Origin of the sequence: Pseudomonas azotoformans (genome assembly GCF_900103345.1) — a bacterium.
In the GTDB taxonomy this organism is placed as follows: Bacteria; Pseudomonadota; Gammaproteobacteria; order Pseudomonadales; family Pseudomonadaceae; genus Aquipseudomonas; species Aquipseudomonas azotoformans.
The window spans coordinates 215,025-227,272 of sequence record NZ_LT629702.1; the positions used below are offsets into that span (position 1 = coordinate 215,025).

The 12,248-nt window shown below is 62.8% G+C and carries 14 protein-coding genes; 8 read left to right on the forward strand and 6 right to left on the reverse strand.

From position 1 onward, the window contains the following. The first annotated feature begins 55 nt into the window (after positions 1-55). From BLR69_RS31430 to BLR69_RS01060, 4 genes are all read left to right on the forward strand, one after another. Entirely contained in the window at positions 56-811 is a 756-nt protein-coding gene (locus tag BLR69_RS31430; RefSeq protein ID WP_371322051.1) for a methyl-accepting chemotaxis protein, read from the forward strand. A gap of 102 nt (positions 812-913) precedes the next feature. Continuing rightward, positions 914-1,582: an RraA family protein gene (locus tag BLR69_RS01050; protein ID WP_071495119.1), complete on the forward strand. Its 669-nt coding sequence runs from the start codon at positions 914-916 to the stop codon at positions 1,580-1,582. Continuing rightward, positions 1,579-2,238 (forward strand): RraA family protein, encoded by a 660-nt coding sequence (locus BLR69_RS01055; RefSeq protein ID WP_071495118.1) that lies wholly within the window; start codon positions 1,579-1,581, stop codon positions 2,236-2,238. Before BLR69_RS01050 ends, BLR69_RS01055 begins: the two co-directional genes overlap by 4 nt. Then, positions 2,235-3,437 carry a pyridoxal phosphate-dependent aminotransferase gene (locus BLR69_RS01060; RefSeq protein ID WP_134434937.1) on the forward strand — a complete coding sequence of 401 codons (1,203 nt, stop codon included), beginning with the start codon at positions 2,235-2,237 and terminating at the stop codon, positions 3,435-3,437. The genes BLR69_RS01055 and BLR69_RS01060 overlap by 4 nt, the downstream gene beginning before the upstream one ends. A 7-nt stretch (positions 3,438-3,444) precedes the next feature. On the opposite strand, the gene flgE is transcribed toward BLR69_RS01060, so the two are convergent. Beyond that, positions 3,445-4,755, reverse strand: coding sequence for a flagellar hook protein FlgE (gene flgE / locus BLR69_RS01065; RefSeq protein ID WP_071495116.1), 1,311 nt, complete (start codon positions 4,753-4,755; stop codon positions 3,445-3,447). Between the two features lie 129 nt (positions 4,756-4,884). Next, entirely contained in the window at positions 4,885-6,198 is a 1,314-nt protein-coding gene (gene trhP, locus BLR69_RS01070; protein WP_071495115.1) for a prephenate-dependent tRNA uridine(34) hydroxylase TrhP, read from the reverse strand. A gap of 201 nt (positions 6,199-6,399) precedes the next feature. On the opposite strand from trhP, the gene BLR69_RS01075 reads away from it, so the two are divergent. Both BLR69_RS01075 and BLR69_RS01080 read left to right on the forward strand, forming a co-directional pair. Then, entirely contained in the window at positions 6,400-7,605 is a 1,206-nt protein-coding gene (locus tag BLR69_RS01075) for a cytochrome c biogenesis protein DipZ (protein WP_071495114.1), read from the forward strand. Between the two features lie 103 nt (positions 7,606-7,708). Further along, positions 7,709-8,776 (forward strand): AI-2E family transporter, encoded by a 1,068-nt coding sequence (locus tag BLR69_RS01080; protein WP_071495113.1) that lies wholly within the window; start codon positions 7,709-7,711, stop codon positions 8,774-8,776. Positions 8,777-8,779: 3 nt separating this feature from the next. On the opposite strand, the gene BLR69_RS01085 is transcribed toward BLR69_RS01080, so the two are convergent. The 3 genes from BLR69_RS01085 to BLR69_RS01095 all read right to left on the reverse strand — a co-directional run bounded on the left by BLR69_RS01085 (position 8,780) and on the right by BLR69_RS01095 (position 9,848). After that, the gene (locus BLR69_RS01085) at positions 8,780-8,962 is read right to left on the reverse strand and encodes a hypothetical protein (protein WP_071495112.1); all 183 of its coding nucleotides are present in this window, start codon (positions 8,960-8,962) and stop codon (positions 8,780-8,782) included. A gap of 91 nt (positions 8,963-9,053) precedes the next feature. Further along, positions 9,054-9,248 (reverse strand): hypothetical protein, encoded by a 195-nt coding sequence (locus BLR69_RS01090; RefSeq protein WP_010211349.1) that lies wholly within the window; start codon positions 9,246-9,248, stop codon positions 9,054-9,056. A 225-nt stretch (positions 9,249-9,473) separates the two neighbouring features. Then, on the reverse strand, positions 9,474-9,848 hold the full coding sequence (locus BLR69_RS01095; RefSeq protein ID WP_016980060.1) for a hypothetical protein: 375 nt from the start codon (positions 9,846-9,848) through the stop codon (positions 9,474-9,476). Between the two features lie 156 nt (positions 9,849-10,004). Here BLR69_RS01095 and BLR69_RS01100 point away from each other — a divergent pair, with 156 nt between their 5' ends. Beyond that, complete coding sequence (locus tag BLR69_RS01100; protein ID WP_071495111.1) at positions 10,005-10,823, forward strand: shikimate 5-dehydrogenase; 819 nt, start codon at positions 10,005-10,007, stop codon at positions 10,821-10,823. A 118-nt stretch (positions 10,824-10,941) separates the two neighbouring features. On the opposite strand, the gene BLR69_RS01105 is transcribed toward BLR69_RS01100, so the two are convergent. Further along, positions 10,942-11,595, reverse strand: a complete 654-nt coding sequence (locus BLR69_RS01105; protein ID WP_071495110.1) for a YceH family protein — start codon at positions 11,593-11,595, stop codon at positions 10,942-10,944. Positions 11,596-11,711: 116 nt separating this feature from the next. On the opposite strand from BLR69_RS01105, the gene BLR69_RS01110 reads away from it, so the two are divergent. Further along, the gene (locus BLR69_RS01110; protein WP_071495109.1) at positions 11,712-12,221 is read left to right on the forward strand and encodes a DUF1993 domain-containing protein; all 510 of its coding nucleotides are present in this window, start codon (positions 11,712-11,714) and stop codon (positions 12,219-12,221) included. Positions 12,222-12,248 lie beyond the last annotated feature (27 nt).

The following is a 12,248-nucleotide window of genomic DNA, read 5'->3' on the forward strand; positions in this document are numbered from 1 at the left end:
ACTCACCGGCCTGGTCAGCCAGGTCTCCGAGCAGGCCCAGCGCTCCGAGCTGGCCATGGAGCGCCAGCGCCACGAGACCGACCAGGTCGCCACAGCGATCAACCAGATGTCCTCCGCCGCCCAGGAAGTGGCGCGCAGTGCCCAGGGCGCCTCGGTCGCCGCCCAGCAGACCGACGCTGAAGGCCAGGCCGCCAAGCGCGTGGTGGACGGCAGCATCGCGCAGATCCATGCGCTGGTGAACGACATCCGCAGCAGCGGCGTGTCCCTCGACAGCCTGCAGCAGGACGTGGCCTCCATCGTCAGCGTGCTCAGCGTGATCCGCTCCATCGCCGAACAGACCAACCTGCTCGCGCTCAACGCCGCAATTGAAGCCGCGCGGGCCGGGGAGGCCGGCCGTGGGTTTGCGGTGGTCGCCGACGAAGTGCGCGCCCTGGCCAGCCGCACCCAGACCAGCACCCAGGAAATCCAGGGCATGATCGACCGCCTGCAAAAAGGCACCGAAGCCGCCGTGGACGCGATGCGCCGTTCCAGCGATGCCGGCGACGGTACCTCGGCCCAGGCCAACCAAGCCGGGGCGTCCCTGGACACCATGGCGCAGTTGATCGGCACCATCAATTCGATGAACGCCCAGATCGCCAGCGCCGCCGAAGAGCAGACCGCCGTGGCCGAAGAGATCAACCGCAGCGTGCATCAGATTGCCGTGGCGGTGGACAGCGTGGCCGACGAGACCCAACTGGGCGCCCAGACCTCCCGCAGCCTGGCCGATCTGGGCCAGCGCCTGGGGCAGTTGGTCGGTCAGTTCAGGATCTGATCAGCCATAGCCTGGGCGTATGTTTGCCTAACGTTAATACGAATATACCGATCACAGCCCCTCGGTGAGACTTGAGCCCCATTCACAACAGGGGCTCATCTCATGTCACTGGTCGACCCGCTTCAGCGCCTGGCTGAACTCGATACCAACACGGTTTCCGACGCACTGGATTTCCTGCAACTGCCTGGCGCGGTGGTGGGCATCCGGCCGTTGTGGGACTGCCCGAAAGTGGTGGGCCAAGCCAGTACGGTCCAGCTGGCGCCGAAGACCGGCGCCGCGCCGACGGTGCACCTGATTTCCCCGGTGATCGACGCAATCAACACCCATGACCGCGTGCTGGTGATTGCCGGCGGCATCGATGGCGTGTCCTGCTGGGGCGACATCATCGCCAACGCCGCCGTCGCCAAGCACATCCGTGGCTCGGTGATCGACGGTTTCAGCCGCGACATCGACGGCAGCGCTACCATTGGCTACCCGGTCTTCGGTCGTGGCGTGACCATGGTCAGTGCGCGTAACCGCGTGGTGCAGGTCGAGGCCGGCGTGACGATCCGCGTAGGCGGTGTCGACGTAGCGCAAGACGACTTCGTGATCGCCGACCGCTGCGGCACGGTCTTCATTCCCGCTGCGGTGATCGAGCAGGTGCTCGACCTGGGCGAGCGCATCGCCGCCCGTGAAGCCGGCATGATCGACGCCGTGCGCAGTGGCCGCTCTGTCGCCGATGTCATGCACGACCGCCAATTCGAAGCCATCCGCGTGGAGCCTGCCCGATGAACGACCAACAGTTGGTGGCCCTGTTCGAAGGGTTGGATACGCCGGGCGTGTCGGACGCCATGGACAAGCTGGGCATCCCCGGCCAATGCCTGGGCATCGCCCCGCTGGATAACTATCGCGGCACCGTGGTCGGCCCGGCGTTTACCGTGCAATACGTACCGGCGAACAGTCCGCCGGGTTCGGTGGGCGACTTTATTGAAGACGTGCAGCCAGGCGACGTGGTGGTGATCGCCAATGCCGGGCGCTGCGATTGCACCGTGTGGGGCGACATCATGACCCAGTACGCCGGGGCCCGTGGGATCGCCGCCACAGTGATCGACGGCGTGTGCCGCGACGTCAGCAAGGCCCTGGGCGATGGCTACCCGCTGTTCACCCGGGGCCGCTACATGCGCACCGGCAAGGATCGCGTCGAAGTGCTGTCGGTGAACCAGCCGGTGGCCATCAGCCAAACCCGCGTGTGTGCCAGGGACATTGTGGTCGCCGACGCCAATGGCGTACTGGTGGTACCCCGCGCCCGAGCCGCCGAAGTGGCACAGGCAGCGCGGCAGATTGAAGCCGTGGAGGCGCAGATCCGCGCACAGATCGAGGCCGGCAAGACACTCAAGCAAGCCCGTGAGTCCCTGGGGTATCACACGCTGCAGAGGAAACCATTGTGAATCGGTTGAACCAGCGCCTGGCCCAGGCGCAACCGTCCGCCACCTACCGCATCATCGACCGCGTTGCCGCGCGCCGGGCCGAGGGGGTAAGCATTATCTCATTGTGCGCCGGGGAGCCGGATTTCGACACCCCGGAGCACATCCGCCAGGCCGGCATCGCGGCGATCCGCAATGGCCATACGCGCTACACCCAGGTGGCCGGTGTGCGGGCCCTGCGTGAAGCGGTGGCGGCGAAGTTCTGTCGTGAAAACGGCCTGGACGTGACCTGGCAGGACACTCTCGTCAGCAATGGCGGCAAACATGTGATCTACAACGCACTGGCCGCCACCCTCAATGAAGGCGATCAAGTGATCGTGCCCGCGCCGTACTGGGTCAGCTACCCGGAAATGGTCGAACTGTGCGGTGGCACCGCGCAGTTCTTGGCATGCGGCGCCGAGGACGGGTTCAAGCTGACGCCGGCAGCGTTGGAGTTGGCGATCAACGCCAACACCCGCTGGCTGATCCTCAACTCGCCATCCAACCCCACCGGCGCCGTGTATAGCCGGCAGGAATTGCAGGCCCTGGCGCAGGTGCTGCTGAGCCATCCCCGGGTGCTGGTGCTGGCGGATGATATCTACGAACACCTGTTGTTCGACGGCCAGGTTTTCCATACCTTGGCCCAGGTCGAACCGCGACTGGCGCCCCGCGTGCTGACCATGAACGGCGTATCCAAGGCCTACGCCATGACCGGCTGGCGCATCGGTTTCGCCACCGGCCCGCGCTGGTTGCTGGAGGCCATGGAAAAACTCCAGGGCCAGCAGACCTCAGGCGCCAGCGCGATTTCCCAGCACGCCGCCATCGCCGCCTTGAATGGCCCGCAGGACTTTATCCAGCAATCGCGTGCTGTGTTCGAAAAGCGCCGTGACCTGGTCGTGTCCTTGCTCAACGCTGCGCCTGGGTTGGCATGCACCACTCCGAGCGGCGCGTTCTACGCCTTTGCCTCCTGTGCCGGTTTGCTCGGACGCACGACGGCCGCCGGCACACTGCTTGAGACTGACGAAGACGTGGCCCACGCCCTGCTCGACGAAGCCAATGTGGCCGTGGTGCACGGCAGCGCGTTCGGCCTGGCGCCGTACCTGCGCATCGCCTATGCGCTGGACGAGGAATCGCTGCGCCAGGCGTGTGCGGCGATCCACCGGTTCTGCGCGGCCACGCGTTAGCCGCGCACTAGGTCATCTGGATCAAGGTCTTCATGATCGTGCTTTCGGTCGAGATGGTTTTCGCGTTCGCCTGGTAGTTGCTCTGGGCCTTGATCAAGTCGACCAGTTCGTTGGTCAGGTTGACGTTGGAGTTCTCCAGGGCATTGGCCTTGATCGCGCCGAGGGTGCCGGCTTGGGGGGCGTCATAACCCGGCTGGCCGGAGGCGAACGTCTCCGTCCAGGCGGTGCCGCCGGCCGGTTGCAGGCCTTGTTCGTTGTTGAAGCTGGCCAGGGAAACCTGGCCGACGGCCTTGCTCTGCTGGTTGCTGAAGGTGGCGAACAGCACGCCGTTGCCGTCGATTTTCAGGCCGGTGATCTGGCCGGTGGCATAGCCATCGGTGACCGGTGGGTTACGGTAGCTGGCCGAGTTGTACTGGGTGATGTTGGCCAGGTTGACGGCGATGCCGGTTGGGTTGGCATCCGCACCGTTGGCCTTCCACACGCCGTTGGTCACAGTGCCAGGGACCCAGCCGGTGAGGGTCAGGGTCTTGTCGGATACGCCTGCGGTTACGACGCTGGTGAGCTTGCCCGCGCCGTCAAAGGTCAATGCGGACGGCACCGGTGGCGTGGACGGTGTACCGGTTGGCGCTGAACCGTTGGGGTTGCGCCCGTCGATCAGGGTGTAGGCGTTCCACTTGTTGCCGTCGGTTTTCACCAGGTATTGCACCATCGGGTGGGCGTTGCCCTGGGAGTCATACAGGGTGGTGCTGTACTGGGTGCTGAAGGTGCTGGTGTCGTTCGGGTTGAACGGCTTGGCCACCTGGTCGATCACGGGCATCGACGCATTCAGGTTGCTGGTCGAATCGACTTTGGTCGACGCCTTGGGCGGCAGGCTGGCCAGGTTCAATTGCAGGTCGACCAGGCCGCCCTTGGCGATCTTGCCGTTGGCGTCTGCCCCGTAGCCTTGCAGGCGCGAGGTGCCGGTGTTGTTGGTGATGTAGCCGTCCTTGTAGGCCCGGAAGGCGCCGCTGCGGGTGTACTCCAGCGAACCGTCGCTTCTTTTCTGGACGAAGAAACCGCCGCCCTGGATACCCATGTCCAACGTACCGCCGGTGGTGTTGACGTCGCCCTGGGTAAACCGTTGGGACACCGCCGCCAGGTTCACACCGTTGCCGATGCTGTTCTGGCCGGTGCCCAGTCGGGTGGCGGCGTAGATGTCCGCGAATTCCGCACGGGATGCCTTGAAACCGCTGGTCGCGACGTTGGCGATGTTGTTGCCCGTGACGTCCATCTGCTTATTGGCGGCGTGGAGACCGCTAAGGCCAATATTGAAAGACATATCAACTCCTTCTGGTGCCGTTTCTGGTCGAGGCTGGGGAAGGGCTGAGTGTGCGCACCGCGCATGGACGTTCGGGGGAGGCTGTGTGGAGAAAGCATGGAGGCCGGGATTTATTTACCCGGCGCTCCCTCAGAGATCGCGCATCAATAGGCCGAAACGCAGGTCCGTTTCGGCCGGAAGTGGCAGGTACACCGTGTGCCCATCCCCCGGCGCGACCTCGATGGCGTCGCCCTTGGCGTTGTGCAAGGTGGCCAGGTCGAAGTGGAAGTTGCCGGCGGGAGTCATCAATTCCAGGTGATTGCCCACGGCGAAGCGATTCTTCACCTTGACCTCGGCCAGCTCGCCCCGGCGCTCGCCGGTCAGTTCGCCGACGAACTGCTGGCGCTCCGACACCGAGCTGCCGTGCTGGTAGTTCTGGTACTCATCGTGCACATGCCGGCGCAGGAACCCTTCGGTGTAGCCGCGTTGGGCCAGGGATTCGAGGTCTGTCATCAGGCGGCGGTCGAAGGCGCGGCCGGCCACCGCATCGTCGATGGCCTGGCGATACACCTGGGTGGTGCGTGCGCAGTAGAAGTGCGACTTGGTGCGGCCTTCGATCTTCAGCGAGTGCACGCCCATGTGGGTCAGGCGCTCCACGTGCTGCACGGCGCGCAGGTCCTTGGCGTTCATGATGTAGGTGCCGTGCTCGTCTTCGAAGGCCGGCATCTGTTCATCGGGGCGGTTGGCTTCCTGCAACAGAAACACCTGGTCGGTCGGCGCGCCAATGCCCAGGGTCGGCTCGCAGTGCGGGACGATATCCCCCGTGGCGTTTTCCACCGCCGGGGCGGCCTGGTATTTCCAGCGACACGCATTGGTGCAGGTGCCCTGGTTGGCATCGCGCTTGTTCAGGTAGCCCGAGAGCAGGCAGCGCCCGGAATAGGCCATGCACAGGGCTCCGTGCACAAACACCTCCAGCTCCATGGCCGGCACCTGTTGGCGGATTTCGTCGATTTCTTCCAGGGACAATTCCCGCGACAGGATCACCCGGCAGATCCCTTGCTGCTGCCAGAACTCGACGCTGGCCCAGTTCACCGTATTGGCCTGCACCGACAAGTGGATCGGCATCTGCGGGAAGTGCCGGCGTACCAGCATGATCAGCCCGGGGTCGGACATGATCAGCGCATCCGGACCCATGGCGATCACCGGGGCCAGGTCCTTGAGGAAGGTCTTCAACTTGGCGTTGTGCGGCGCAATGTTCACCACCACGTAGAAACGCTTGCCCAGGGCATGGGCTTCCTGGATGCCGAGGGCCAGGTTGGCGTGGTCGAACTCGTTGTTGCGTACCCGCAGGCTGTAGCGCGGTTGGCCGGCGTACACCGCATCGGCGCCATAGGCGAAGGCGTAGCGCATGTTTTTCAGGGTGCCGGCAGGGGCGAGCAGTTCGGGGGCGAGGATGGAAGGCATGGGCACGGGTCGCAAAAGGTCGCGAAGGTAGCCGAGCGGCGAGGGCGGTTCATTGATCCAAGTCGTGCTTTGCGCATTTTTGTATCGCTGTGTATCGGCGGGGGCTGTGGATACGTATCGATTTATCCGCGCGGTTTTCCGACACAGGCGCGATACCTCGCCCGGTCTTAATGGGCGCCTCGTATCAATAAGGTGATCACCATGCTCTTCGTCGCATTCCTGGGCGGCATCCTGACCGTCCTCAGCCCTTGTATCCTGCCGGTGGTGCCGTTTCTGTTCGCCGGTGTCGACCGCAGTCGCCGTTCGATCCTGTTGACCCTCGGCGGCATGGTGCTGACCTTCGCGCTGATTTCCAGCCTGGCGGTGGTCAGCAGCGAATGGGTGATACAGGCCAATAACACCGGCCGTCATGTGGCGCTGATCGTGATGGGGTTGTTTGCACTGTCGCTGATCTCGGCGCGGGTCGGTGGCTGGTTGGCACGGCCCTTCGTATTGTTGGGCAACCGTATCGACCCTGACAGTCGTGCGCTGTCGGGTCCGCTCAAGTCGCTCATGATCGGTGTTGCCACGGGCCTGCTGTGGGCGCCATGCGCGGGGCCGATCCTGGGGGTGATCCTGACCGGCGCGATGCTGCAAGGCGCCAATGCACAGACCAGCCTGTTACTGGTGGCCTACGGCCTGGGCAGCGCCTTGTCCCTGGGCGCCCTGATCGTTGCCGGGCGCGGCCTGGTCAATCGCCTCAAGGCCTCCATTGCGCTGACCGGTTGGCTGCGCCGTGGGGCAGGGGTGGCGGTACTGGCAGCGGCAGTGGTGATTTCTACCGGTGCTGACAAGATCCTGCTCGCCGGCACTTCGTCCGAAGGCGTCAGCAGCCTGGAAAAGGGGCTGTTGGAAAACGTGCCGAAGGTGTTGGATTACCTGGTGAGCAAGGTCAAGGCCGATCCGCAGGACAGTGCACAGGGCGCCATGCCGTCGCTGGGCGGCGCGGTCGAGTGGCTCAATTCACCTGAACTGACCCGCGAATTCTTGAAAGGCAAGGTGGTGCTGGTGGATTTCTGGACCTATGACTGCATCAATTGCCAGCACACCCTGCCGTATGTGAAGCAATGGGCCAAGCAGTACGAGAAGGACGGCCTGGTAGTGATCGGCGTGCACACCCCGGAATACGGCTACGAGCGCATCATCGGCAACGTCAAGGACCAGGTGCGCAAGTTGGGTATCACCTACCCGGTGGCGATCGATAACAACTACGCGATCTGGCGCAGCTTCGATAACCAGTACTGGCCCGCCCATTACCTGATCGACGCCAAGGGGCAGGTGCGCTACACGCATTTTGGTGAAGGCCGGTACGAGGCCCAGGAGCAGATGATCCAGACGCTGTTGAATGAGGCCAAGGCCACCCAGTGATAGGGTCTACGCTTGTTCGATAACCAACGGCACTCCCAGGAATCGCTGCGGACTAAGCAACAGGGCCGATACCGGCCCTGTGCTTTTCTGACATGGACCGGACATGAATCAAACCAACCTGCAATTCAAGACCCTGCTGTTGCTGCTGGGCCTGGTGACCATCGCGTTTATCTGGATATTGCTGCCGTTCTACGGCGCGGTGTTCTGGGCGGTAATCCTCGGCATCATCTTTGCCCCGATGCAGCGCCGCCTGCAGCAGCGCTTTGGCTGGAACCGCAACTTCACTTCCCTGGCGACTTTGAGCGCCTGCCTGGTCATCGCGATCCTGCCGGTGATCATCACCAGTGCCTTGCTGGTGCAAGAGGGCGCGACGCTCTACAAGAACATCGAGAGCGGCAAGCTGGACGTGGCCGGGTATATCGAGCAGTTCAAGAACGTGTTGCCGCCTTACTTCCAGCACCTGCTGGACCGCTTCGGCATGGGCAACCTGGAGGGCCTGCGCGAGAAAATCGTCAAGAGCGCGATGCAGGGCAGCCAATTCTTTGCGACCCAGGCGTTCAGCTTCGGCCAGGGCACGTTTGATTTCCTGGTGAGCTTTTTCATCATGCTGTACTTGCTGTTCTTCCTGCTGCGTGACGGCCCGGAGCTGGTACGCAAGGTGCGCACGGCGGTGCCGCTGGCGGAGCCGCAGAAGCGGCGATTGCAGCTCAAGTTCAACCGGGTGGTGCGCGCCACAGTCAAGGGCAACGTGCTGGTAGCGGTGACCCAGGGGGCGCTGGGCGGGCTGATCTTCTGGTTCCTGGACATTCCCAGCGCGCTGCTCTGGGCGGTGCTGATGGCGTTTCTGTCGTTGCTGCCGGCCGTGGGCGCCGGAATTGTGTGGGGCCCGGTGGCCGTGTACTTCCTGCTGAGCGGTGCGATCTGGCAGGGCGTGGTGCTGGGGCTGTTTGGCGTGTTTGTGATTGGCTTGGTGGACAACGTGCTGCGCCCGATCCTGGTGGGCAAGGACACCAAGATGCCGGACTACCTGATCCTGATCTCGACCCTGGGCGGCCTGTCGGTGTTTGGCCTGAACGGCTTTGTCATCGGGCCGCTGGTGGCGGCGCTGTTCATGTCCAGCTGGGCGCTGTTTGTGGAGAGCAAGCCGCGAGTCAAACTGCCATTACCGTGACTATCAGGCGTGGAGCTTGAACGTCGAGGCGTGTTGCAGTTGTTTTTCGGCATCTGACAGGGAGGTCAGTGGGCCGCTGATGGCTTCACCATCGCGTACCAGGTACCAGCAGGCGAGCAGACCCGACTTTCGAAGCGGGGCGGGGACGGCGCTGCCGATGACGGACATGATTTGTACAGTGGGCATAAAGACCTCCAATCGCTGTTGGGGGCACTTTACGGGGCAGGCTGGCGTAGGAAAAATCAACTGTCTCGATAGTCGACATCGACGCGAGGCGTCAGTCCACGACCTGATCGAGCATGTTCACCACTTCCTGCTCACTGAGCAGCCCCTTGCGTACCAGGTTTTCCGCGAGCAACGCGAGGAATTTGGCGCTGCGGTGGCCTTCCAGGTGCTTGAGTTCCGTGAGGGCACTGTAGACCTTGCTGGACGTACAGAGGCCGGCGGTGCGGTGCGGGTTTTGCGTGGGCATGGTCAGTCGTCCTTGTTGTTATTGGGTGGACAATCTCGATAGTGGGAGTGTTTCGTGACACAAACATGACAGCGCGAGGCCTGTTCGGGCAAGTAGACATTGGTGTTGATAATGTGCGATTACGCGCCGGGCATTGTCCCCAGAGCGACCTTGACGCCCTGAATCCGGACTTTCCAGGCAAAAAAAGGCCCCGCAATCCTGCGAGGCCTGTTTCGAACGATCCGGTTACCAACCGCGGCCGTAGTAACCGTGAGGAGGGCCGTAGTACCCGCGGGGCGGACCGTAATAGCCACGCGGTGGGCCGTAATAGACCGGCGCCGGGCGGTAGTAAACCTGTTGCTGCACATACACCGGCGGTGGCGGTGCGTAATAAACCGGCGGCGGAGCGGCATAGACCGGTTGCGGTTGCACATACACCGGCTGCTGCACATAGACCTCACGCGGCTGGCTGGCAACCACGGAGCCCACGACAGCGGCGCCGACTAAAGCACCCAATACGGCCGGGCCACCCCAACCACCACCGTGGGCGGAGGCTTGGCCTGCCATCGCGAGTGCGCCAACCAGCAAGGCGATCTTGGGGATTGTACGAATCATGGTCATTCCTCGGTTAGCCCCAGCGCTTGTGGTCTGCAATCAATAGACTCAAGTAATGTCGCGGGGATACTTTTAAGACAACGTATTTCTGAAAAACAGCACGGCCGCTAGGTAAAGGTTGTGTAAGGTCTGTACCGATTTGCTTACTCAAAGGAGTTACCCATGCAGATGCACCCCAACAAGGACACCCAATTGTGCATGTCGCTGTCGGCGCGCCCCGGGAATTTCGGCCTGCGTTTTCATAACCATCTGTACGAACAGTTGGGCCTGAACTTCTACTATAAAGCCTTCAGCAGCCGGGATTTGCCCGGCGCGATTAGTGGTATCCGGGCGTTGGGCGTACGCGGTTGCGGGGTTTCCATGCCGTTCAAGGAAGCCGCCATTGCCTTGGTGGATGAGCTCGACGATTCGGTTCAAGCCATCGACTCCCTGAACACCATCGTCAACACCGATGGGCACCTCAAGGCCTACAACACCGACTACATCGCCATTGAGCAGTTACTCAAGAAGCATGCGGTGCCACAGGACTCGACCTTCGCCTTGCGTGGCAGCGGCGGCATGGCCAAGGCCGTGGCCAGTGCCTTGCGCGATGGTGGCTACGCCAATGGCGTGATCGTCGCGCGCAACGAGACTGCGGGCCGGGCGCTGGCGCAGAACCTGGGTTACGAATGGCTGGCGGAACTGGGCGACCTGCGCCCGCAGATGCTGATCAACGTGACGCCCATCGGCATGACGGGCGGGCCCGAGGCGGATGCATTGGCATTCGACGCCGATGCAGTGGATTCTGCCGAGACGGTGTTCGACGTGGTGGCGATCCCCGCCGAAACCCCATTGATCGTGCGTGGACGTGCCCAAGGTAAACGCGTGATTACCGGGCTTGAAGTGATTGCGATCCAGGCGTTGGAGCAGTTTGTGCTCTATACCGGGGTGCGACCGACGCCGGAGCAGTTCGCCAAAGCCGTGGCGTTCGCCCGAACCTGAAGAACCCTGAATATCATATGTGGGAGGGGGCTTGCCCCCGATAGCGGTAGCTCAACAATGAAATTATTGACTGGCACACCGTCATCGGGGGCAAGCCCCCTCCCACATTTTTTCCGCGTTACAGCGGTTCCAATTTGGTCAGCCGTTCTTCCAACAGTGCAATCCGCGCTTCGAGTTCTTCGATGCGTTCGACAGACACGCCACTGACACCGCCGCGCTCCACCGGATTGCCCCGCGCCGCGATGATCGCCTCGATATCCTGCGGATCGCCCAATGCATGGGTATAACGATCTTCGCGCTGCCCCGCCTGGCGCGGCACCAGCAAGGCCAGCCCCCGAGCAATCAGGCGTTCCAGCTGATGCACGACCTGCTCGGCGTCTTCAAAGTCGTGCATGCGCCCGCTGCGCGTCAGCAGTTCATTGACGGTCTGCGGCCCGCGTAGAAACAGCAGCCCGGTCAGGATCACCTGGGCCGGCACCAGTTCCAGCGCCTTGTCCACACGGTGTTCCCAGCGGTCGGCACGGCTGCCCATCACCAGGCGCGTGAAACCCTGGCCTTCGAGCACGCGCAGGCTCTGGCCGACCTGGCCCGGACTCAGGTTCATCACCGGCTCGCGGCTGGTCTTCTGGTTGCAGGCCAGCACCAGGGCGTTTAGGGTCAGGGGGTAGGTTTCCGGGTTGGTCGCCTGTTTTTCGATGAGGCAGCCCAGGATGCGGATTTCCGTGCTGTTCAGGCGCGGCTCAGGGGTGTCGGTGTCGTGCTCGGCGGTCATCGCGCGTTCCCTATGCAGTGGAGGTCCTTAGCCTAAGCCGGAAAAAATAAAAGACAAGCGCCCGGCATGTCTATAATCGCCGCTGGTTCAAACCGTGCCATAACCATGAGACTGCCATGACTATTTCCCTGTACGCCGCCTCCATCCCGGTCTTCAAGCAAATGCTCACCGCCCTGAGCGGTGTGTTGACCAAGGCCGAAGCCCACGCCACCGCCAAGAACATCGAGCCGAACGCCTTGCTGCAAACGCGTCTGTTCCCGGACATGTTCCAACTGGTGCGCCAGGTGCAGATCGCCGTCGACTTCGCCAAGGGTGTTTCCGCGCGCCTGGCCGAGATCGAAGTGCCTAAGTACGAAGACAGCGAAGTGACCTTCGCCGACCTGCAAGCGCTGATCGCCAAGGTCCTGGCCTTTGTCGACACCATCACCCCTGAGCAGATCGACGGCAAGGAAGGCATCGAGATCGTCACTCGCCCTGGCACGCCGAAAGAGAAGCGCTTCAGCGGCCAGTCCTACCTGCTGACCTACGGCCTGCCGCAGTTCTTCTTCCACGTCACCACCGCCTACGCGCTGCTGCGCCACAACGGCGTGGAAGTGGGCAAGCGCGATTACATGGGCGCTTTCTAAGCACGCATAAAAAAACCGGGACGGTTC